The organism is Microbacterium sp. NPDC080220, assembly GCF_040686395.1.
In the GTDB taxonomy this organism is placed as follows: domain Bacteria; phylum Actinomycetota; class Actinomycetes; order Actinomycetales; family Microbacteriaceae; genus Microbacterium; species Microbacterium gawkjiense.
Window position 1 is genome coordinate 1 of the sequence record NZ_JBFBOP010000008.1, and the last position, 22,588, is coordinate 22,588.

Here is a 22,588-nt window from a genome sequence, read left to right on the forward strand (position 1 = left end):
GCCACCCGCTACGACAAACTCGCGATCACCTACCGGGCCGCTGTCATCCTCAACGCCGTCATCGCCTGGACCCGGCAATTGTCAGACATGCCCTAACTGCGATCCGCCTCGTCAGTGCTGCACCCACAACGAGGTAAGTCCCATGGGATCAGAGTGACGACGTCACGCTGGTCTTCCTCACATTCGGCACGCCCGGCCCGGCGGCTCTCCTCCCGCGGCCGGACTGAGACCAGTAGCTTCGTTCCGACCCGTGCAGCAGAAGATGCTGCCCGTGGCGCCGGCGGGCCGGACTTGAGATGTAGACAGGTACGCAACTGTTCAGATACCTCGAGATCTCTCCAAGACCGCCCGGATCCGTCGAAGCCCGGTCGCGTATGCTGGCTATCACCACCACCGGAGTGAAGCCGAATTCTGGGCATCCGCGAGACCATCCGCGCGATCCGCACGAGCCGGGGCGGGCGGCATCCTCTCTCGAGTTGCTTTTCGATCTCGTGTTCGTCGTCGCGGTGAGCATCTCGGCGGATCAGCTCCACCTCACGCTCGCGGAGGATCGCGTCCTCGACGGCGTGATCAGCTACTCAGCCGTGTTCTTCAGCATCATCCCCGTCCCGATCGCGTTGACCGCCGTCATCCTGGCAGGGGTCGTCGCCGTGCTGCTCTGGCGTACGCCCGTCGCGTCGAGCCGGGAGGTATCAGAGCCCGTCGTCTGAGTCCGGGTCGTCCTGCGCGAGCTGCGCGTCGACGCTGAGGTCACCGTCCTCGGGGACGTGGAACCGCTCGTCGGGGTCGACGGCCGCCCTGTTGTCGGATGCGCCCTCGGGGGCGGGCGGGAGGCCCTCCTGTTCACCGCCGATGAAGCGGTCGAGCTCGGGGGAGTGCGAGGTGCTGTCAGCGCTCACGATGATCCTTTCGACTCCGCCAGTCTCGCGGCGCAGGCGACGAGGGTCGAGGGCTTGACGTCGGCGTCGATGCCGACCGCGTGCCCTCTGACGTTCGACGCTCGCGGTGAGTAACCTCGTGCCCGGCTCCGGCCTCGCGGACCTGAGAGCGGAGAAACGATGAAGTTCTTCCAGAGGCTCGGCCGGTCGCTCATGCTGCCGGTGGCCGTCCTTCCCGTCGCCGCGATCCTGTCCGGCATCGGCTATTGGATCAAGAACGCCAACGGCGGCGCCGACAACATCGGCTCCGCGTTCCTGAGCGCGGCCGGCGGCGCGCTCCTGGACAACCTGGCGCTGCTGTTCGCCGTCGGTGTCTCGATCGGGATGGCGAAGAAGTCCGACGGCACCTCCGCCCTCGCCGGCCTCGTCTCGTGGCTCACCGTGACGACCATGCTGAGCCCGGCCACGATGGCGGCCCTCACCGGAGCCGCGGTCGAGGACGTCGACCCCGCGTTCACGAAGATCCAGAACGTGTTCGTCGGCATCATCTGCGGCCTGATCGGGGCGTGGTGCTACAACCGATTCAAGGACACGAAGCTGCCGGACGCGCTGTCGTTCTTCTCGGGCAAGCGCTCGGTCGCCATCGTCACCGCGGGGCTCTCGCTGGTCCTCGCGATCGTGCTCGTGTTCGTGTGGCCGTTCGTCTACGGGGGCCTGGTCGGCTTCGGCGAGTGGATCGTCACCCTCGGACCGGTGGGCGCGGGCATCTACGGATTCTTCAACCGGCTGCTCATCCCGCTCGGGTTGCACCACGCGCTCAACTCCGTGTTCTGGTTCGACGTCGCGGGCATCAACGACCTCAACAACTTCCTGCAGGGCTCCGGCGGGGACGGTGTCTATGGCGTCACCGGGCAGTACATGACGGGCTTCTTCCCCATCATGATGTTCGGCCTGCCCGGCGCGGCGCTCGCGATGTACGTGACCGCCAAGACGACCCGGCGCAAGGTGGCCGCTGGCATCCTGCTCTCGGGAGCCATCTCGTCGTTCTTCGTCGGCGTCACCGAGCCGCTCGAGTTCTCGTTCATGTTCCTCGCGCCTTGGCTGTACCTCATCCACGCGGTGTTCATGGGCATCTCGCTGTTCGTCTCGGCGATCCTCCCGGTGCGCATGGGCTTCGGCTTCTCGGGCGGATTCATCGACCTCGTCCTGGGGTGGGCGAACCCGCTCGCCGAGAACCCCTGGATCATCCTGATCATGGGACCGATCTGGTTCGCGATCTACTTCGTGGTCTTCCGCTGGATCATCCGGCGGTTCGATCTCAAGACGCCCGGTCGCGAGGACGACGACGCGCTGGAGGACGAGGGGACGGATGCCGCGCCGCGCGGCGAATTCCATGCGACGGCGGAGCGGTTCGTCTCGGCCCTGGGCGGTCGCGAGAACATCGTCGAGCTCGACAATTGCGCGACGCGTCTGCGCATGGAGATCGCCGACGTCGCGCGGGTCGACGACGCCGCCCTCAAGCGTGCCGGTGCGGCGGGGACGATCAAGCCGGGTGGGCACTCCGTCCAGGTCGTCTACGGATTGAATGTGCAGTTCGTGAAGGACGCGATGGAGGACGTTTTGGCGGGTCGCGCCGTGTCGGCGGCGCCCGCACCCTCGACCGGCACCGCTGTCGCACAGGCGACGCAGGCTCCGGATCTCGTCCGGCTGCGCCCGCCGGTGGCCGGGCGCGTGCTGGCGCTGTCGGAGGTCCCCGATGAGATGTTCGCCGACGGCACGATAGGGCCGGGAGTCGCGATCGACCCGACGGGCGACGTGATCTCGGCGCCCGCTGATGGCCGCGTCGAGAGCGTATTCCCGACCGGGCACGCGATCGGTCTGCGCCTCGACGACAGGACGGAGCTGCTGATCCACGTCGGGATCGACACCGTCGCGATGAAGGGCGACGGATTCGAGACACTCGTGACCGCCGGTCAGCGCGTGACGGCGGGTGAGCCGCTGGTGCGCTTCGACCGGGCGGGGATCGTGGCCGCGGGGCACTCGCCGATCACGCCGATCGTCGTCCTCAACAACCCGGCGGCGCGCGTAGAGCTCGGGTGAGACCGGGGTCAGCCGATCCGTGCGAGGAGCGCCGCACGGATCGGCTGCGCCCTCGCCGTGAACTCGCGCTGGGCGGCGACGTAGGCCGCCTTCCCTTCGGGTGTCTCGACGGGGACCGCGCTGTACCCCCACCCGGTCAGATCGTAGGGCGACGCACGCATGTCGAGTTCCCGGATGTCGCGCGCGAGCTCGAACGCATCGAGCATCAACTCGCCGGGCACGAGCGGCCCCAGTTTCACGGCCCACTTGTAGAGATCCATGCCTGCGTGCAGACATCCCGGCTGTTCCATCTGCGGCTGCGTCTCCCGCGTCGGGGCGAAGCGGTTGCGGGCACGGCGTCGGGCGTGAAGAACCGGAACGCGTCGATGTGCGTGCACCGCACATCGTGCGCCTCGACGACGGCATCCGTCCCTTCCGCGCCGAGTCGGAGGGGGACCGGATGCCGCGTGTCCCGGTCGCGGTACACCATCGCCCACTCGTGCATGCCGAAGCAGCCATACGATGCCGTGCGTCCCAGGGCGCCCGCGAGGATGCCGCGGATCGCTCGGACGAGCGGGCGTTTCTCGGTGAGGAACGCCTCGGTGTCCGCGCCGACGACGCCGCCCTCGGCGCGGTACCACCGCCAGGCCGCGTGGGGTGCGTCGGCCGCGTCGTCGAGCGCGACGTCCCGCCCGGGATGCCACCGCCGCAGCAGGGCGGGTTTGTACGAGTAGTACGTGTACAGGAAGTCGTCGACGGGATGCGTCTCGCCGCGCGCCGCCCGCTGACGGCGCCGGGCGGTGAGCGCATCCGCGCGGGCGGCGTGCGCCCGCATCCGCTCGGTCCAATCGGACCGGTCGAGCACGGTCGCGGTGGCGGTCGTCACGAGCGGGTCAGACGGGCTCGATGAGGTCGGGCGAGTCGTTGCGGACGTTCCCGACGGCGTTCGAGACGACGTGGTCGGTCAGTCCCGCGACCACCTGCGGCGCGGCGTCGACCGCGGCGTCCAGCAGGTCGCCGACGTTGTCGACCTCGGTGTCGAGCCAGGCGTCGGCGAAGTCGGCGTCGAGGAACAGCGGCATCCGATCGTGGATGGAGCCGAGCGGATCGATGGCGGCGCGCGTGAGGATGGTGAACGAGAGCAGCCAGCGGCTCGGATCGTCCTCGGTCTTCGCGGGATCCTTCCACCACTCGTAGAGCCCGGCGAACAGCAGGGGCGAGCCGTCGGCGGGGTGGATGAAGTAGGGCGTCTTGCCCTCGTCGGTGGTCTGCCACTCGTAGTAGCCCGTCGCGGGCACTATCGCGCGGCGCTTGATGAGGGCCTGTCGGAACATCGGCTTGTCCTCGAGTTCCTCGGACCGCGCGTTGAACGCCCGTGCACCCACCTTGACGTCCTTCGCCCACGACGGCACGAGACCCCACCGCGCCGGCTCGAGGCGCCGCGTAGGCGGATCGGTCTTGGCCGAGTCGAGGACGATCGCGACCTGCGACGTGGGAGCGATGTTGTAGGACGGCGCCGGGAGGTGGTCGCTCTCGACGTCGACGCGCAGCACGCCGACGAGCTCGGAAGCGACATTCGCGACGACGAAGCGACCACACATGTCGGACAGCCTAGGAGGAGGGGGGGACATCGCGGACGATGTCGACGTCCGTCAACCGTTCCAGCAGTTCCGCCCCGTCATCGCCGGTCACCCACGGCACCCCGGCGGCGCTGTGGTCGTCGACCGCCGTGCGGCCGCCCGCGAGAACCGCTTCCGCCGGTGTCAGCCGCCGGATCGCGACCGCCGCGACCTGTTCGGGATGCTCGATCGTGAACTGCGTATAGATCTCATCGTCGTGCTGCCCGTCGTCGCCGATGAGGAGCCAGTCGATGTCGGGGAACTCGTCGGCCAATCGGCGAAGGCTCTCCTGCTTGTGCAGCTTGCCGCTGCGGAACCAGCGGTCGTGCGTCGGCCCCCAGTCGGTGAGGAGCATCGCGCCCATCGGGAACAAGTGCCGCCGCTGGAACCGGACGAGCGTCGGCGCGACGTTCCAGGCTCCCGTCGACAGGTACAGGACCGGCGATCCGGGGTTCTCGCGGGCGAGCCGCTCGAGCAGCACGGCCATGCCGGGCACCGGCTGCCGGGCGTGCTCGTTGAGGACGAAGGAGTTCCACGCCGCCACGAAGGGGCGGGGGAGAGCCGTCACCATGACGGTGTCGTCCACGTCCGAGATGATGCCGAATCGGATGTCGTCCCCGACCACGAACACGCGCGCCTCGACGGGCTCGGCCTCCTCGACCCGCATCGTGACCGTCTGCCATCCGGGCGGCAGCGTGGCGGGCAGGACGGCGTCGATCACGCCGCCGCGGTCGGCGGTGACCTCGTGCGGCACACCGTTCACGGTGACGGTGACCGTCGCGTGTGCGACCGGGACCGATGCGAAGCTGCGCCATCCGCGCACGCCCGCGTAATCGCCGCGTTCGCGCCTCTTGTCCTTCGGGGGGATGAGGACCCTGCCGAGCACCCGGACCCACTGGGTGCTCCCGTACCCCGGGAACGCGGCGACGGTCGCCGTCCGCCCGCGTGCGCGGGCGCGCTTCTCGCGCCACGCGTGGAACCTGTACTCCAAGCGCGCGAGCCAGAGCACCTTCATCGGGGGCGAAGCGGGGGAAGCCATCGCTTCAGTCTTTCACGTCGTCGGCGTCGAGCCCGGCGGGCTCCTCCTCGGCGAGGTGACGGGCTTCGCGCGCACTGATGACACGCTTCGCGACGTAGACCAGCAGGAGGAACGCCGCGATCACGCCGACGAACAGGTATCCCGCGTAGTGCAGGTTGTCGGAGAGCTCGCGGTATCCCTCGGCGGCGGCCGCCGCCACCGACACGTAGGCGACGGACCACACGGCGCACGCGGGCACGGTCCAGGCGAGGAACCGCCGGTAGGCGAAGCCGCTCATCCCGACCGTCAGCGGCACCAGGGAGTGCAGGACCGGCAGGAACCGCGACAGGAAGATCGCCGGCCCGCCCCGCCGCCGCAGGTACAGCTCGGCGCGCGCCCAGTTGCGCTCACCGATGAGCCGGCCGACGCGGGAGAAGCGGATGCGGGGGCCCAGCCAACGGCCCAGGGCGAAGCCGATGCTCTCGCCCGCCAACGCTCCGATGAGAACCGCCGCGACGAGCCACGCGCCCTCGGGGAAGGTGTCGACCGCCGTGCCAGCGACGATCACGATCGAGTCGCCGGGGACGATCAGGCCGACCAGCACGCTCGTCTCGAGCATCATGGCGACTCCGGCGACGATCGTCCGCACGACCGGGTCGACAGCCTGAACGGTGCCGAGCAACCAGTCGAGGATCTCGTTCACGACCTCAGATTATCCGCCGTCTACCCTGAAGGGATGTCGAGTGACCTGCCGCACCGCGTCCTCGCGGGGTGGGTCGATCCTGCGGTCGCGTTCACGGGGCTGTTCGCCGCGGGCGACGCCTTCTGGCTCGACGCCGGCCCGGAGGCGTCCGACGGATGGAGCTGGGTGGGCAGCGGCATCCCGTCGTCCTCTCCACGCGACGTGACCGCCGCGGGCAGCGGTGACCGTACCGCGGGGCCGTTCCGCGGCGGCTGGGTCGGATGGGCCGCGTACGACGCCGCGGCGGCCCGAGCGGGTGCGCCGGCCGCGATCGACCCGGGCCCGGAAGAACTCTGGCTGCGCGTCGAGCGGATGCTGGGGTTCGACCACTCCTCGCGTCGTGTCCTCGCCTTCGCCCCGGCCGATCGGTTGGCCGGGTTCGTCTCCGAAGTCGAATCGGTCGCCGCGTCGCCGCTGCCGTCGGTCGTTCCTGCTCCACAGGTCGAGGCCACCGCGCGCCACGAGCCGGGGGAGTACGCGGAACTCATCGAACAGTGCCGGGACGAGATCCGCGAGGGGCGCGCGTATCAACTGTGCCTGACGACGCGGTTCGAGACGGCGGCATCCGTCGATCCCGTGCAGACCTACCTGCGGCTGCGCGCCGCGACGCCCGCCCACCACGGCGGGTTCATCCGCAGCGGCGGGTGGGCGCTCGCGAGCGCGTCGCCGGAGCAGTTCCTCGCCGTGGACGACGGGATCGTCCGCACTCGCCCCATCAAGGGCACGCGCCCGCGATCCGCGGAGGCGGAGCGCGACGCGGCTCTCGCGGCGGACCTGCGCGCCAGCGTCAAGGAGCAGGCCGAGAACGTGATGATCGTCGACCTGATGCGCAACGACCTGCAGCGGGTCTGCGTCCCCGGGTCGGTGGCGGCGGAACGGCTGCTCGAGGTGGAGTCGTACCCGGCGGTGCATCAACTGGTGAGCACGGTGGCGGGTCGGCTGCGCCCCGGGACGACCGTCGGCCAGCTGTGGGATGCCGCCTTCCCGGCGGGGAGCATGACGGGAGCGCCGAAGCTGTCGGCCATGCAGATCCTGCACCGGCTCGAGGCCGCGCCGCGCGGGGTGTTCTCGGGATGCTTCGGGTGGATCGGCGACGACGGCGGGGTGGACCTCGCCATGATCATCCGCTCGATCGTCGTCCATCCGGACGGCGCGTACGTCGGCGCCGGAGGGGGGATCACCTGGGGGTCCGTCGCCGCGGACGAGGTCGCGGAGGTGGGGATCAAGGCCCGGGCACCGCTCCGCGCCCTGGGGGCGGACCTGCCCCCGGGCTGGTGAAAGTCCCGGTCCGCTAGGCTGAAACGGCGCTTTCGCGCGCCCTCCCGACTTTGCACGATTGGTTCACCGTGTCCTCCAGCACCTCCCACGACGCATCGACTCCCGAGCAGACGAGCTTCGACTCCCGCGCCATCCAGACCAAGTGGCAGACCCGATGGGCGGAGGCCGACCCCTTCAAGGCGGGCGGCGACGAGGACACCCGACCGCGCAAGTACGTGCTCGGCATGTTCCCCTACCCCTCGGGCGACCTGCACATGGGGCACGCTGAGAACTACGCCTACGTCGACGCGGTCGCGCGGTTCTGGCGCCATCGCGGCTACAACGTCCTGAACCCGATCGGCTGGGACTCCTTCGGCCTGCCCGCCGAGAACGCGGCCATCAAGGGCGGTGCGGGCTCGGATCCCCGCGAGTGGACGTACAACAACATCGCCCAGCACAAGGTCAGCTTCCGCGCGTTCGGGTCGTCCTACGACTGGAGCCGCGTGCTTCACACGAGCGACCCCGAGTACTACCGCTGGAATCAGTGGCTCTTCCAGCGCCTCTTCGAGCGCGGTCTCGCGTACCGCAAGCAGAGTGCCGTCAACTGGTGCCCCAACGACCAGACGGTGCTCGCCAACGAGCAGGTCGTCGACGGTCACTGCGAGCGGTGCGGCTACGAGGTCGTCAAGAAGAAGCTGACGCAGTGGTACTTCAAGATCACCGAGTACGCCGATCGCCTGCTGGATGACCTCAACCAGCTCGAGGGCTTCTGGCCGCACAAGGTGCTGCAGATGCAGCGCAACTGGATCGGCCGTTCGGTCGGTGCGGACATCGACTTCGAGATCGAGGGGCGCGACGAGAAGATCACCGTCTTCTCCACTCGTCCCGACACGCTGCACGGCGCGACCTTCATGGTCGTCGCGCCGGACTCCGACCTGGCTGCCGAACTGGCCGCGGGATCGTCGCCGGAGGTGCGGATGCGGTTCCAGGACTACCTGGAGACCGTGCAGAAGACGAGCGAGATCGAACGGCAGACCGCGGACCGCCCCAAGACGGGCGTGTTCCTCGACCGCTTCGCCATCAACCCGATCAATGGCGAGCGCCTGCCGATCTGGGCGGCGGACTACGTCCTCGCCGACTACGGTCACGGCGCCGTCATGGCGGTGCCCGCTCACGACCAGCGCGACCTGGACTTCGCCCGCGCGTTCGACCTGCCGGTGAAGGTCGTCGTCGACACGACGGCGCCGGTCACGGGCGCCATCCCGGTCATCGAGGTCGACGAGGACGGTGTGCCGATCGGTGAGGACCTCGAGTCGATCGACCCCGCCCGTACCGGCACCGCGCTGACGGGCGACGGGCGCCTCATCAACTCGGGTTCGCTCAACGGTCTCTCCAAGCGCAACGCGATCGCGCGCGCGATCGAGGAGCTCACCGCGGCGGGCACCGGTCGGGCCGCGAAGACCTACCGCCTGCGCGACTGGCTGATCTCGCGCCAGCGCTTCTGGGGCACGCCCATTCCGATGATCCACACCGAGGACGGCCGCATCGTGCCCGTCCCCGACGAGCAGCTGCCGGTCGTGCTGCCCGACGCGAAGGGTCTCGACCTGAAGCCGAAGGGCACGTCGCCGCTGGGCGGCGCGACCGAGTGGATGACGACGGTCGACCCCGAGACGGGGGAGCCGGCCCTCCGCGACCCGGACACGATGGACACGTTCGTCGACAGCTCGTGGTACTTCCTCCGCTTCCTGGCCCCGAACGGGGCGACGGAGCCGTTCCCGACGGCCGAGGCATCCAAGTGGGCCCCGGTCGACTCGTACATCGGCGGCGTCGAGCATGCGATCCTGCACCTGCTCTACGCCCGGTTCATCACGAAGGTCCTCTTCGACATGGGCCTCGTCGACTTCACCGAGCCCTTCACGAGCCTCATCAACCAGGGCATGGTGCTGCTCGACGGCTCGAAGATGTCGAAGTCGAAGGGCAACCTCGTCGAGTTCGCGTCGAGCATGGACGACCCGGGTGCGGATGCCGTGCGTGTCGCGATCGCGTTCGCCGGGCCCGTGGAGGACGACATCAACTGGGAGGACGTCTCGACGACGGGTGCCCAGAAGTTCCTCGCGCGCGCCCTGCGGATCGCCGCGGACGTCGCGAGCCCCACGGATGTCGTCTGGGCCGAGGGCGATGCCGCTCTGCGCCGCGTCACGCATCGCCTGTGGGCCGATGTCGTCGGCCTCGTCGAGCAGTCGAAGTTCAACGTCGTCGTCGCGCGCCTCATGGAGCTCGTCAACGCGACCCGCAAGACGATCGACTCGGGCGCCGGTGCGGCCGACCCGGCGGTGCGCGAGGCCGCCGAGGCCGTGGCGATGGTCCTGGACCTGTTCGCCCCGCACACCGCGGAGGAGATGTGGGAGATCCTCGGCTACGAGCCGTTCGTCGGTGTGGTGCCGTGGCGTCAGGCCGACCCGACGCTCCTCGTCGAGGAGTCCGTCACGGCGGTCGTCCAGGTCAACGGCAAGGTGCGCGGCACGCTCACCGTCCCCGCCAAGATCTCGGGCGAGGAGCTCGAGCAGCTCGCGCGCGCCGACGAGAAGGTCCGCCGTGCGATCGGCGACAAGGAGATCACGCGCGCCGTGGTGCGGGCGCCGAAGGTCGTCAGCTTCACCGTCGCGTGAGTCCGGCCGCGGCTGATCGCGGCGCGATGCGCAGATTCGGATATCGTTCGCGGATTCGGAGTGGGCCGGCCCGAGGCATCCGAATCCGGTGACATTCTCCGAATCCACGGTCGGGACCGGTCGGCGGATCGAGAGGTCGCGCTCGCGGTGCCCTGGCCCGACTGCGGTTCTCTGAGCGGGACCTCATCCGACTGCGACGGTTCCTCCACGACACGCGATCCGTGGTAGCCGTCCACGGCTGACGGGCGGCGGATGATCGCGCGCGTGGCCGCGGGCGATCCTCGACGCATGGGTGCGCAGACGGTGCCGGTGTCGCGTCGCCGGCTGGGGATCGGTGCCGCCGTCGCCCTCGTGGTCGTGGTCGCGGCGGTCACGATCGCGATCGGCATCGTCCGGACCGGGGCGGAGGCTGCGGTCGAGACGGTGCCGGATGCCGTGTCCGAGACCGTGGCCCCCGCGACCGTTTACGTGCACGTGTCGGGCGAGGTCGCCGAGCCCGGGTTGTACCGGCTCGACGAGGGCGCGCGTGTCGTGGATGCGGTCGCCGCCGCCGGGGGATTCACCGATGCGGCATCCCGCGAAGGCGTCAACTTGGCGCGACCCGTCAGCGACGGCGAACAGCTCGTGGTTCCCGCCGCGGGGGAGGAGGGATCGGATGCCGCGGGTGCGACGGCGCCCGAGGGCGACGGTCGCGTGAACCTCAACACCGCGGACCTCGCGGCCCTCGACACGCTGCCGCGGGTGGGTCCCGCGATCGCGCAGCGGATCCTCGACTGGCGCGAGGACAACGGCCGCTTCACGAGCGTGGACGATCTGCTCGCGGTCCCCGGCATCGGCGAGAAGATGCTCGCTTCGCTCCGCGACCTGGTCACGGTGTGAGTGTCCGGACGGCGCGGCGCCGTGACCTGCGTCTGCTCCCGGTGGCGGGCACGGCGTGGGCGGGTGCGGGGGCGGCGATCACGTTCCCGGAGCACGCGGGCGTGTGGGCGGTCGTCCTGTGGGCCGCTGCCGTCGCGTTTCTCGGTGTCGCGCTGCGGCGCGCGAGACCCACCGTGCTCGCGCTCGTCGCGGTCTCCTTCGCCGTGGCGGCGGCTGCGGCATCCCACGTCGCGCTCGCGCAGCCGGCGCGGGACGCGGTGGCCGGTCTCGAGGTCGACGGGGGCCGCAGCGTCACGTTCGAGGTCGACGTCGTCGGCAAGGTGGAGCGCTCCGCCACGGGGTACCGCTTCGACGCGATCACGCGGTCCGCGACCGTCGGCGATGACGCCCGGCCTGTGTCGGCACCCGTCGTCGTCCGCACGCCCGAGCGAGCACCGGGTCTCGACCTGGGTGCTCGCGCGACGGTCACGGGCACGGCGTTCCGGGCGGACCCCGGCGACCGTGCGGTGCTCGTCATCGAGGCATCCGCCCTCGTCGTCGACCGGCCTCCCTCGGGCCCGCTGGGCGTGGCTGCGACGCTCCGCACCGGTCTCGTGGCGGCCGTGGCCGGGCTGCCGGAGCCCGGCGCTGGCCTCGTCCCCGGACTCGCCGTCGGCGATACCTCGGCCGTGAGCGACGAGCTCGACCAGCAGATGAAGGCGTCGTCGCTGTCCCACCTGACGGCGGTCTCCGGAGCGAATTGCGCGCTCGTGGTCGGGATCGCGTTCGGTATCGCAGCGCTCTGCGGGGCGCGGCGCGGCATCCGCGTCGCAGCCGGGCTCGTGACGCTCGTCGCGTTCGTCGTCCTCGTCTCGCCGGAGCCGAGTGTCGTCCGAGCGGGCGCGATGGCCGCGATCGCGATGCTCGGCCTGCTGCTCGGACGGATCGGCGCGGGCGTCTCGGTGCTGTCGGCCTCGGTGTGTCTGCTTCTCGTGCTCGATCCGTGGCTCGCGGCATCCCTCGGGTTCGCACTCTCGGCCGTTGCGACCGGATCCTTGCTGCTGTTGGCTGGCCCGCTCGCCGACGGACTGTCGAGGTGGATGCCGTCGCCCGCCGCACTCGCGCTGTCGGTGCCGCTCGCCGCGCAGCTGGCCTGCGGGCCGCTGCTCGTGCTCATCGAGCCGACGGTTCCCCTCGTCGGGGTGCTCGCGAACCTCCTGGCGGGTCCCGCCGCGCCCGCGGCCACGGTGCTCGGCTTGCTCGCCTGCCTCGCGTTGCCGGTTCCGGTGCTCGCACAGGGGCTCGCGGCGATCGCCTGGCTGCCCGCGGCCTGGATCGCGGGGACGGCGGACCTCGCCGCGCGCCTGCCCGGGGCATCCCTGCCCTGGCTGGAGGGGATGCCGGGACTCCTCGCACTCGCCGCGACAGGGGCGGCGATCGGGGCGGTGATCGCGGCGCGGCATCCCGGTCTGCGGCGCGTGGCGGCGTGGAGTCTCGCCTGCGTCGTCCTCGTGATCGCCGCCGCCGGCCCGGTGCGGACGCTGCTGGACCGCACCCGCGTGCCGGACGCGTGGGCGATCGCGGCGTGCGAGGTCGGGCAGGGCGACGCGGTCCTGGTGCGCGACGCCGCTTCCGTCATGCTCATCGACACGGGCCCCGAGCCTGCGGCGTTGGCCGGATGCCTCGACCGGTTCGCGATCGATCGTGTCGACATCCTCGTGTTGACCCACTTCGACATGGACCACCGCGGCGGCGCCGGCGCTGTGCTCGGGCGCGCCGATCTCGTCGTGCACGGTCCGGTCCCCGATGCGGAGGCCGCGGACCTGCTCGCGCGGTTTACCGCGCGCGGCGCCCGGACGCAGCAGGTGTCCGCCGGCCAGAGCGGCGCGTTGGGGCAGTGCAACTGGCGCACGCTGTGGCCGAAGCCGCGCGATCCGGTCTATCCCGCCGGGAACGACGCGAGCGTCATCATCGACGTGACCGGATGCCGCGTCCCCGACGCGATCTTCCTCGGTGACCTGTCGGCTCAGCCGCAGCGCTCCCTCGCGGCGACGGGCGCCGTCGATCGCCGCTATTCCGTCGTCAAGGTCGCCCACCACGGCAGCGCCGACCAGGACGTCGGCCTGTACCGCGATCTCGACGCTCGCGTCGCCCTCGTCACCGTGGGAGAGAACACATATGGCCATCCACGGGACGAGATCCTCGATCTCCTGCACGAGGAACAGGCGACCGTCGCGCGCACCGACACCTCCGGCGACCTCGCTGTCTGGCGCGACGACGGCGGCCTGCGCCTCTGGCGCTCGCGCGAGCGCTGACGCACCCGTCACCGTCCGCCGCCCTCGCTAGGCTGGACATCATGCCGAGCCCCCGTCGTCCCGCCGCGAAGACGACGAAGTCGGCGATCCCGCAGATCTCCTGGCGGGCGCCGCAGCCGGCACCGGTCGTGCTCGTCTCCGGTCCTGAAGAGGTCTGCGCTGAGCGGGCGACCGCCGGCATCCGCGACTACCTCCGCGCCGAGGATCCGAGTCTCGAGGTCACCGACGTCCGTGCCGACGACTACGCGCCCGGCACGCTGCTGGCCGTCTCGTCGCCGTCGCTGTTCGGTGAACCGCGGCTCGTCCGGGTGTCGGGCGTCGAGAAGTGTTCCGACGCGTTCCTCGCCGAGGCGCTCCGCTACCTCGAGGCGCCGCAGGACGGTGCGACGATCGTGCTCCGCCACACCGGTGCGAGCGTCCGCGGCAAGAAGCTGCTCGACACGATCCGCTCGGGTGTCGGCGGCGGCATCGAGATCGCCTGCCCCGCCGTCAAGCGCGACTCCGACAGGTTCGACTTCGCGGCGGGGGAGTTCCAGGCCGCGAAGCGTCGCATCGCGCCACCCGCCCTCCGCGCCCTCGTGTCGGCGTTCTCCGACGATCTCACCGAGCTCGCGGCCGCCTGCCAGCAGCTCATCTCGGACGTCGAGGGTGACATCACCGAGCAGGTCGTCACCCGCTACTACGGCGGTCGCGTCGAGACCACCGCGTTCGCTGTCGCCGACACGGCCATCGCGGGTCGCTACGGCGACGCCCTCATCACCCTCCGGCACGCCCTCGCCTCGGGCGCCGACCCGGTCCCGATGGTCGCCGCCATCGCGTCGAAGCTGCGCACCATGGCCCGCGTGGCCGGATCCCGCGAACCGTCCGGCGCCCTCGCCGCGCGCATCGGCATGAAGGACTGGCAGGTCGACCGGGCCCGCCGCGACCTCGCCGGCTGGACGGAATCGTCGCTCGGCATCGCCATCCAGGCGGCCGCGCGAGCGGATGCCGAGGTGAAGGGCGCGTCCCGCGACGCCGTCTTCGCGGTCGAGCGGCTCGTCACCGTCGTCGCGACGCGCGCGCCCTACGGCGCCTGAGACCACATCCGGGAACGACGAAGGCCCGCCCCCAGGAGGACGGGCCTTCGGGAGAGTTGCGGCTCAGAGAGCGGCGACCTGCTTGGCGATCGAGGACTTGCGGTTGGCCGCCTGGTTCTCGTGGATGACGCCCTTGCTGACGGCCTTGTCGAGCTTCTTGGTGGCCTTGAGCAGCGCCTTCTCGGCAGCGGCCTTGTCGCCGGCCGAGATGGCCTCACGGGTCTGACGGACGACGGTCCGCAGCTCGCTCTTCACGGCCTTGTTGCGCTCGCGGGCCTTCTCGTTGGTCTTGTTGCGCTTGATCTGCGACTTGATGTTCGCCACGTTCGACGTATCTTTCGTTCGGAGTTATCGGTTGGAAGTGCCGGCGACAGAAGAGGGCTGTCACGCAGCGGTCGTGTGAGGGAGGAACCCACACGCAAGCCAAAAACCGATTCTATCAGGTGCGCGCCTCATCCCGAAGTCGGCCGGTCCCGCGCCATCGTCGCCAGCGCCAGGTCCACGATCGCGTTGAACACACGGGGCCGCATCGCGGTGACGAGATGGGATGTCCGGGGCACGACGATGAGCTCCGCCTCGGGCTTGAGCTTCGTGAACAGGCGCTCGTTGAGCCGCAGCTGGTCCCACTGCCCGTTCACGAACCACAGGGGAACGGAGATCCGCTGCAGCGCGACGACGAGGTCGAGGACCGACAGGCTGCGCAGAGCGACGTCCTGCGTGTCGTACGCGTAGCCGCCGGCGCCGAAGTCCGCCCGTGTCTCGGGTGGGAGCGTCCGGTCGAGCACGAGGTCGGCGAGCGGCTGACCGCGTCGGGGCAGGCGATCGAACCCCCGCGCCAGTGCCCGATAGATCGCGAGGCCGGCGCCGCGGGGGATCGACGTGCAGCCGGCGGCGATGAACGCATCCACGGGCGGGGGCTCCTCACGGCCCATGTACTCGATCGCCACCAGCCCACCCATCGAGTGCGCGACCAACAGCACGGGGCCGCGGGCCGCGGCATCCCTCACCGCGGTGTCGATCGTCTCGAACGCGCCGGCCAGCGTGAACGTCTCGCTCATCCGGCGACCGTGCCCTGGCAGGTCGACGGCGATCGCGCCGACGCCCGCCGCGGTGAGATGCTCCACCTGCGCGCGCCACATCGTCGCGGAGGTCCGGATGCCGTGCACGAACACCACCTGAGGCGTCATCCCCTCAGCCTACGAATCCGGCGCCCCTTCGACGCGGAAACGGGGGCGGATCCATGGATCCGCCCCCGTTCCGGATGCGTCCGATCAGAAGAGGACGCGCACCTTCACAGCCTTGCTCTCCGATCCCTCGGCGACGGTCGGGTCGTCGGGGACGAAGGTCGCCGTGTAGGTGTGCGTCCCGCGGGACAGCCGGCCGAGCGTCGTCGACGCGGTGCCGCGGCGGACCTCCGCCGTCGCGATCACGGTGTCGCCCTCGCGGAACTCGACGACGCCCTCGGCGCGGCCGCCCTCCTGCGTGACGATCGCGACGAGCGTCGTCGGCAGGAACCGGTTGATGTGGACCGGCGTCACGGCCACCAGCCGCGTCCTCGTCACCGCGGCGGGCTCCGCCGCCTCCTCGACGGTGACGGGCACCTGCACGACCGTGCCGCTGGGGGCGGCGGTCACGGTCAGCTGCGCGGCGCCGGCGGGCGTTCCGGCGGGCAGGGTGACGCTGACGGATGCCGCGCCCTCCGACACCGGCGCCGTGCCGAGCACCTGCTCGCCCAGGCTCACCGAGACCTCGGCGTTGGCGGGGGCGCCCTTGCTGGTCAGGTCGAGCCCGGCCACCTGGAACGACACCGTCTCGCCCGCGGCGACCGTCTCGGGCACGCCCGAGACCTGCACACCGTGCTTCGCGAACGACGGGGCGACGGGCGACCCCTCGGCGAGGTAGTCGACCCACGCCTCGTAGTCGAGCAGACCTGTGTCGACGTAGTCCTCGCCCTCCGTGAAGGCGCGGAAGTTGTCGCCGCCGGCCGCGAGGAACGAGAACGTGCCGATGCGGTAGGTCCCTTCGGGATCGATCGGAGCCCCGTCGACCGTCACGGACGTGATGCGCTCACCCTCCGGCAGTGCCGGGTCGTAGGTGTACGAGACGTTGTCCGAGAGTCCCAGCTGCAGGTAGGGGCGCTGGGGGACGTTGCCCGCGGCATCCCGCTGCCACTGCTGCTCGAGCATCGTCGTGAACTCCTCACCCGTGAGGGTGACCAGCGCGAGCGTGTTGTTGAACGGGAGCACCGCGTTCGCCTGGCTGAACGAGATCGATCCGTCCGCGAGACCCGCGACCGCACCGGCGCCGAACTCGGCCTGCGTGTCGAACAGATCGGCGCGCAGACCACCCGGGTTGGTGACGCCGATGACGGCGCCGTTCGGCAGGTCCGCGAGGCTGTCGCGGAGCATGTTGGCGACGGTGTTGCCGAGCGTCGACTCCGCCGCCCGGTTGTCGCGCGATCCGCCGGTGTAGACACCGTCGACGTACGATCCGCCGCTGTAGGCGGTCGTGATGTCGCCCGAGACCTGACCGACTTCGGTGTTGCCGACCGCGGCGGCGTTCGCCAGCGCGGCCTTCGTGATGCGGTCGACCTCCGCGACCCGCGGGTAGGCGGCGACGAGGTCGGCGGCGGGGGTTGTCGTCCGGGCGACGTTGCGCTCGGTGTGCGCCGAGACCTCACCTGTGGCGGCATCCACCGTCAAGGTGATCTCACCGATCTTGGCGCCGTACGAGCCGGTCTGCACGACGGGACGCGTCCGGTCCGTGCCGGGAATCGGTGCCGACCACGCGTACTCCTTGTGCGTGTGACCGGTGAAGATGGCGTCGACCTCGGGGGAGGTGTCCTCGATGATCGCTCCGAAGGCGCCGCCCGCGGCGACCTCCTCCTCGAGGGTCGCGCCGTCCGGCGTGCCGGCTCCGGCGCCCTCGTGGTAGAGCGCGACGATGACGTCCGCCTCGCCGTTGGAGGCGTCGCCGTCGGTCAGCTGCGCGGCGACGCGGTTGACCGCCTCGACCGGGTCGCCGAAGTCCACCGACTCGATGCCGGTCGGCGTGACGAGCGTCGGGGTCTCCTCCGTGACGGCGCCGATGACGCCGACCGTCAGTCCGTCGGCCTCCAGCAGCGCGTACTCGTCGAGCGCCGGGGTCGTCGTGCCCTTCTCGTAGACGTTCGCACCCAGTTGCGGCGCGTCGAACGCGTCCGACACCCGACCCGACAGGTCGGCGAAGCCGCGGTCGAACTCGTGGTTGCCGACCGCGCTCGCGTGCAGACCCAGGGCGTTCAGGACGTCGATCGTGGGCTCGTCCTGCGCCACGGACGACGCGAACAGCGAGGCGCCGATGTTGTCGCCGGCCGACAGGAACAGCGTGGGGCCGGATGCGGCCTTCCGCAGCTCTTCGACGGTCCCCGCGAACGCGACGGTGTTGCCGTCGATGCGTCCGTGGAAGTCGTTGATCCCGAGAAGGGTCAGCTGCACGGGTGCGGCATCCGCATCCATTCCGACGATGACCGGATCGTGATCGCTCGAACGGAACGGGTCGGCCGAGTAGAACTCGGTGCCGTGGGTGCGGAAGCGGCTGTACTCGAGGGCGATCGACTCTCCGGAGTTGATGTTCCAGATGTCCGCTTCGGTGGAGCGGGCGAGCGCCGCCTCGTTCAGCAGGACGTGGTCGAGCGAGCCCGCGAGCCCCGAGAAGCTGTACGACGACGAGTCGAGGTCGAACGCCTGCTCGGCATCCACGTACCCGGCCTCGTAGAGCACCTGCAGCGGGTCCTCCTGGCTGTACGAGTTGAAGTCGCCGGCGAGGGCCACCGCATCCACGTCGCCCTGGATCTCCGCGACCCAGTCGCGCAGCGCCGTCGCCTGGCGCACGCGCGACTCGTTCGACGTTCCCTGGCCGTCGCCGGTGTCGGCGTCGCCCGGCCAGGGGCCGACCGATCCCTTCGACTTGAAGTGGTTCACGACGAACAGGAACGGGTCGCCGCCGGCGGCCGGCTCGAACACCTGCGCGAGGGGCTCCCGCGCGTTGCCGAACGCCTCGCCGTCGGCGCTCTGGTCGCCCAGGGCGCGCGCGGCGCCCACGGGGGAGACGAGGGCGGGCTGGTAGATGATCGCGTTGGTGATGACGTCCTGCTCGGATGCCGGGGGGAGATCTGCTGACGAAGGGACGAAGGCCCAGGTGTCGGCACCCGCCTCCGCGTTCAGCGCGTCGACGAGCGTGGCGGTCGCCTCGTCCTTCTCCTCGCCGAGGGCGGCGGAGTTCTCGATCTCCATGAGACCGATCACGGCGGCGTCCACCGAGGTGATGGCCTCGACGAGCTTGGCCTGCTGACGCTCCAGGTCGGCGGCGTCCCACGCGCCGCGCTGGGCGCAGCCGTCGCGGACGGTGACTCCATCGCCGAACCGGTCGGGGTAGGCCTCGCAGCTCGCCGAGTCCGTGCCGAGGGTCGTGAAGTAGTTGAGGACGTTGAACGACGCGATCGACAGGTCCCCGCCGACGTCCTCCGGCGCGTCGGTGCGGACGTTCTCGAAGACGACCTCGTCGGCTCCCGTGCCGTCGCCGACGAGCGGCTCGGTCGGGTTCAGCTTCCACGTGCCGTTGCGGTAATCGACGATCAACGGCGCGGTGAAGGACACCCCGGCACCCACGGTGACGGGCTCGGTGAGCGAGACGTACGCCGGGGTCAGCGCGCGGTTGGCCCCCGACGTGTAGTCGATCCCGGCGCCGTCGTCGAGGCGCACACCGCGCGCGGCGTTGTCGGCGGCCACCGCGGCCGCGGCGTCAGTGCCCGGGCGGGCGGCGTCGGTGGGCTGTCGCAGGGGGGTGTCGCCCGCGGCCAGACCCACCTCGCCGAAGCGGTTCGTGCTGTAGGTGTCACTGACGGTGAACGCGCCTTCCGGGGCGACGAGCATCGACTCGAGCGACTCGCGCTGCGCCGCCGTCGTCGGCCAGCCGATCGTCGCGGGCGTGGGCGCCGCGGCGTCGTCGATGACGTCGGCGCCGCCCGGCTCCACGGTGATCTCGGTCAGCCCGTCGAACTCCGACACGACGCCGGTGACCGACACGGTGTCGCCGAGCGCGACCTCGCGGACGGCGCCGGGCGCGTAGACGAAGACGGCGTCGGAGGCGGTGTGCGCGTCGAGATCGAGTGCGCCGCCCGTGCCGGGCGTCTGGATGACGTAGCCGTTGTAGCCGCCGGTGGGGTAGTGCGCCGTGACCACGCCGGTCGTGGTGACGGTGCGGCCCGCGAGCGGGGAGGCATCCGTCTCGCCCTGAATCTCGGCGATCGTCGCGACCTGCGGCTCGGGTTCGGGTTCCGGTTCCGGCTCGGGGTCGACGTCCGCGCCGAGCCCGGTGGGCGTGGGTGTGCCGGCGGTGAAGTCCGCCGCGTTGTCAGCCGTGTTCGAGGCGTCCTCGTCGCGGGAGATGCTCGTCGCGTTCGAGGTCCCGGGCGCCGGCGCGGAGCCGGCGAAGGCCGAGGCGGTGCTGCCCCAGCCGACCAGGTCGACGACCTGGTCCAGATCGGCGATCCCGGTGCTGCCGGTCAGTGCCGCCTCGGTGGAGACCAGGGCGACCTTCGCGCCGCTGCCGCTCATCGCGATCGAGCCGTCGACGTCGGCCTCGAACGCGGGGAGCGACGTGTTGCTCCCGAAGGCCTGACCGATGAGCAGGTTCTCGCCCGCAGGGAGGTCGATGTCGCCGAGCTTCGTGACCTGCCACGTGGCTCCCGTCGCGGAGGCGTACTGCACGCTGAAGCCGCTCAGGTCGATCGCCGCGTCGCCGGTGTTGGCGAGCTCCACGAAGTCCCGGTTGACGGCGGCGCCGCTGTTGCCGCCGCCGCCGTACACCTCCGAGATGACGACGGGCGCGTCGGCCGACACGGCGGCGTTCGCCGCGCTCGGCACGAGGGCGAGACCCGCGGTCGTCACGGCGGTGACCGTGAGCAGGGCGCTGGTGCGACGGAAAGCGGACGGTGACGCGTGCGCAGGAACGGGTGGGTTCGACACGTGGGATCTCCCGAAGCGGCACGGGCGCGGGGCTTATCGCGCAGGAACCGACCGCCACATTGAGCATTCGGTCGGTCTCGCGGCCCCGCAAGTGTCAGATCGGTTAACTCTTTCTCATGCGGCGGGCCACTGGCGTGTCGTCGACGCGGCGGCTATCGTGCCGGATCTCGGGCCGGCCGCGCGGCCGTGCGCCGGTAGACTCGGCTGGTCATGTCACCCCGCGCCCTCCAGCCCCTGCAGCCCGCGGCCACGCCGCCCGCGCAGCTCCGCAACTTCTGCATCATCGCCCACATCGACCACGGCAAGTCCACCCTGGCCGACCGCATGCTGCAGATCACCGGCGTGGTCGCCGACCGCGACATGCGTGCCCAGTACCTCGACCGCATGGACATCGAGCGCGAGCGCGGCATCACCATCAAGAGCCAGGCGGTCCGGATGCCGTGGGCCACCGCCGACGGCACGTTCGCCCTCAACATGATCGACACGCCCGGCCACGTGGACTTCACCTACGAGGTCAGCCGGTCGCTCGCCGCCTGCGAGGGAGCGATCCTCCTCGTCGACGCGGCGCAGGGCATCGAGGCGCAGACCCTCGCCAACCTCTACCTCGCCCTCGAGAACGACCTGGAGATCATCCCGGTCCTCAACAAGATCGACCTGCCCGCGGCGGACCCGGAGAAGTACGCCGCCGAGCTCGCGAACCTCATCGGCGGCGACCCGGCCGACGTGCTCAAGGTGAGCGGCAAGACCGGCATGGGGGTCGAGGCCCTCCTCGACCGCATCGTCGAGCGCATCCCCGCACCCGTCGGGGATGCCGACGCCCCCGCCCGGGCCATGATCTTCGACTCGGTCTACGACGCCTACCGTGGCGTCGTGACGTACGTGCGGATGGTCGACGGCAAGCTCGAGCCGCGCGAGCGGATCCAGATGATGTCGTCGAAGGCGGCCCACGACCTCCTCGAGATCGGGGTGTCGAGCCCCGAGCCCGTGCCCACCAAGGGTCTCGGCGTCGGCGAGGTGGGCTACCTCATCACCGGTGTGAAGGACGTCCGCCAGTCCAAGGTCGGCGACACGATCACCAACCACCGCAAGCCCGCATCCGAGGCGCTCGCGGGGTACACCGACCCGAAGCCCATGGTCTTCTCGGGCATCTACCCGATCGACGGCAGCGACTACGCCGAGCTCCGTGAGGCGCTCGACAAGCTGAAGCTGTCGGATGCCTCGCTGCAGTACGAGCCGGAGACCTCGGTCGCCCTCGGGTTCGGATTCCGCTGCGGCTTCCTCGGTCTGCTGCACCTCGAGATCATCACCGAGCGCCTCGCGCGCGAGTTCGGACTCGACCTCATCACGACCGCGCCGTCCGTGACGTACGAGGTGATGACCGACACCGGCGAGACCGTGACGGTGACGAACCCGTCCGAGTACCCCGACGGCCGCGTCGCCGAGGTCTCCGAGCCGGTCGTGAAGGTCGGCATCCTCCTGCCGAAGGACTACGTCGGCACCGTCATGGAGCTCTGCCAGTCCCGCCGCGGCACCCTGCTCGGCATGGACTACCTCAGCGAGGACCGCGTCGAGCTGCGCTACAACATGCCCCTCGGCGAGATCGTCTTCGACTTCTTCGACCACCTGAAGTCCAAGACGCAGGGCTACGCGAGCCTCGACTACGAGCCGGCCGGTTCTCAGACCGCCGACCTCGTCAAGGTCGACATCCTGCTGCAGGGCGAGAAGGTCGACGCGTTCAGCTCGATCGTCCACCGTGAGAAGGCCTACGCCTACGGGACGATGATGACCGAGCGGCTGCGCAAGCTCATCCCGCGTCAGCAGTTCGAGGTCCCCATCCAGGCCGCGATCGGCGCCCGCATCATCGCCCGCGAGAACATCCGCGCGATCCGCAAGGACGTCCTCGCGAAGTGCTACGGCGGTGACATCACCCGTAAGCGCAAGCTGCTGGAGAAGCAGAAGGAGGGCAAGAAGCGCATGAAGATGGTCGGCCGCGTCGAGGTCCCCCAGGAGGCGTTCATCGCCGCGCTCTCGGGAGACGTCGAGGGCAAGGACAAGAAGTAGGCTGGCAC

The 22,588-nt window shown here is 70.5% G+C and carries 15 protein-coding genes and 2 pseudogenes; 9 read left to right on the forward strand and 8 right to left on the reverse strand.

What is annotated here, in order from left to right; translation table 11 throughout:
- Together AB0P29_RS12400 and AB0P29_RS12405 are read left to right on the forward strand one after the other, a co-directional pair.
- Positions 1-96: pseudogene (locus AB0P29_RS12400) on the forward strand (IS5/IS1182 family transposase); the annotation flags it as partial.
- Between the two features lie 278 nt (positions 97-374).
- Positions 375-710, forward strand: coding sequence for a hypothetical protein (locus AB0P29_RS12405; protein ID WP_363380175.1), 336 nt, complete (start codon positions 375-377; stop codon positions 708-710).
- Here the strand turns inward: AB0P29_RS12405 and AB0P29_RS12410 are convergent.
- The gene (locus AB0P29_RS12410; RefSeq protein WP_253034709.1) at positions 693-899 is read right to left on the reverse strand and encodes a hypothetical protein; all 207 of its coding nucleotides are present in this window, start codon (positions 897-899) and stop codon (positions 693-695) included. The genes AB0P29_RS12405 and AB0P29_RS12410 overlap by 18 nt on opposite strands.
- 159 nt (positions 900-1,058) lie before the next feature.
- Between AB0P29_RS12410 and nagE the strand changes: the two genes are divergently transcribed.
- The gene (gene nagE / locus AB0P29_RS12415; protein WP_363380178.1) at positions 1,059-2,978 is read left to right on the forward strand and encodes an N-acetylglucosamine-specific PTS transporter subunit IIBC; all 1,920 of its coding nucleotides are present in this window, start codon (positions 1,059-1,061) and stop codon (positions 2,976-2,978) included.
- An 8-nt stretch (positions 2,979-2,986) separates the two neighbouring features.
- Here the strand turns inward: nagE and AB0P29_RS12420 are convergent.
- The 4 genes and pseudogenes from AB0P29_RS12420 to AB0P29_RS12435 form a co-directional block, all read right to left on the reverse strand.
- Positions 2,987-3,792 (reverse strand): annotated as a pseudogene (locus AB0P29_RS12420) (3-methyladenine DNA glycosylase).
- A gap of 58 nt (positions 3,793-3,850) precedes the next feature.
- Complete coding sequence (locus AB0P29_RS12425; protein WP_363380180.1) at positions 3,851-4,558, reverse strand: SOS response-associated peptidase; 708 nt, start codon at positions 4,556-4,558, stop codon at positions 3,851-3,853.
- Positions 4,559-4,568: 10 nt separating this feature from the next.
- Positions 4,569-5,615, reverse strand: coding sequence for a phosphatase domain-containing protein (locus AB0P29_RS12430; RefSeq protein ID WP_363380182.1), 1,047 nt, complete (start codon positions 5,613-5,615; stop codon positions 4,569-4,571).
- A 4-nt stretch (positions 5,616-5,619) separates the two neighbouring features.
- Entirely contained in the window at positions 5,620-6,297 is a 678-nt protein-coding gene (locus AB0P29_RS12435; RefSeq protein ID WP_311283637.1) for a DedA family protein, read from the reverse strand.
- 33 nt (positions 6,298-6,330) lie between these two features.
- Here AB0P29_RS12435 and AB0P29_RS12440 point away from each other — a divergent pair, with 33 nt between their 5' ends.
- The 5 genes from AB0P29_RS12440 (at position 6,331) to holA (ending at position 14,511) form a co-directional block, all read left to right on the forward strand.
- Positions 6,331-7,614: an anthranilate synthase component I family protein gene (locus AB0P29_RS12440; protein WP_363380184.1), complete on the forward strand. Its 1,284-nt coding sequence runs from the start codon at positions 6,331-6,333 to the stop codon at positions 7,612-7,614.
- Positions 7,615-7,682: 68 nt separating this feature from the next.
- Positions 7,683-10,262: a leucine--tRNA ligase gene (gene leuS / locus AB0P29_RS12445; protein ID WP_363380186.1), complete on the forward strand. Its 2,580-nt coding sequence runs from the start codon at positions 7,683-7,685 to the stop codon at positions 10,260-10,262.
- A 288-nt stretch (positions 10,263-10,550) separates the two neighbouring features.
- The gene (locus AB0P29_RS12450) at positions 10,551-11,141 is read left to right on the forward strand and encodes a helix-hairpin-helix domain-containing protein (protein ID WP_363380368.1); all 591 of its coding nucleotides are present in this window, start codon (positions 10,551-10,553) and stop codon (positions 11,139-11,141) included.
- Positions 11,138-13,435: a ComEC/Rec2 family competence protein gene (locus AB0P29_RS12455; RefSeq protein ID WP_363380188.1), complete on the forward strand. Its 2,298-nt coding sequence runs from the start codon at positions 11,138-11,140 to the stop codon at positions 13,433-13,435. Before AB0P29_RS12450 ends, AB0P29_RS12455 begins: the two co-directional genes overlap by 4 nt.
- Positions 13,436-13,476: 41 nt before the next feature.
- Positions 13,477-14,511: a DNA polymerase III subunit delta gene (gene holA / locus AB0P29_RS12460; RefSeq protein ID WP_253034719.1), complete on the forward strand. Its 1,035-nt coding sequence runs from the start codon at positions 13,477-13,479 to the stop codon at positions 14,509-14,511.
- A gap of 63 nt (positions 14,512-14,574) precedes the next feature.
- On the opposite strand, the gene rpsT is transcribed toward holA, so the two are convergent.
- The 3 genes from rpsT to AB0P29_RS12475 all read right to left on the reverse strand — a co-directional run bounded on the left by rpsT (position 14,575) and on the right by AB0P29_RS12475 (position 20,459).
- On the reverse strand, positions 14,575-14,835 hold the full coding sequence (gene rpsT / locus AB0P29_RS12465; RefSeq protein ID WP_064002194.1) for a 30S ribosomal protein S20: 261 nt from the start codon (positions 14,833-14,835) through the stop codon (positions 14,575-14,577).
- A gap of 128 nt (positions 14,836-14,963) precedes the next feature.
- Positions 14,964-15,698 (reverse strand): alpha/beta hydrolase, encoded by a 735-nt coding sequence (locus tag AB0P29_RS12470; protein WP_363380191.1) that lies wholly within the window; start codon positions 15,696-15,698, stop codon positions 14,964-14,966.
- 84 nt (positions 15,699-15,782) lie between these two features.
- Complete coding sequence (locus AB0P29_RS12475; RefSeq protein ID WP_363380370.1) at positions 15,783-20,459, reverse strand: ExeM/NucH family extracellular endonuclease; 4,677 nt, start codon at positions 20,457-20,459, stop codon at positions 15,783-15,785.
- A gap of 270 nt (positions 20,460-20,729) precedes the next feature.
- Here AB0P29_RS12475 and lepA point away from each other — a divergent pair, with 270 nt between their 5' ends.
- Positions 20,730-22,580 carry a translation elongation factor 4 gene (gene lepA / locus AB0P29_RS12480; RefSeq protein ID WP_064002191.1) on the forward strand — a complete coding sequence of 617 codons (1,851 nt, stop codon included), beginning with the start codon at positions 20,730-20,732 and terminating at the stop codon, positions 22,578-22,580.
- Positions 22,581-22,588 lie beyond the last annotated feature (8 nt).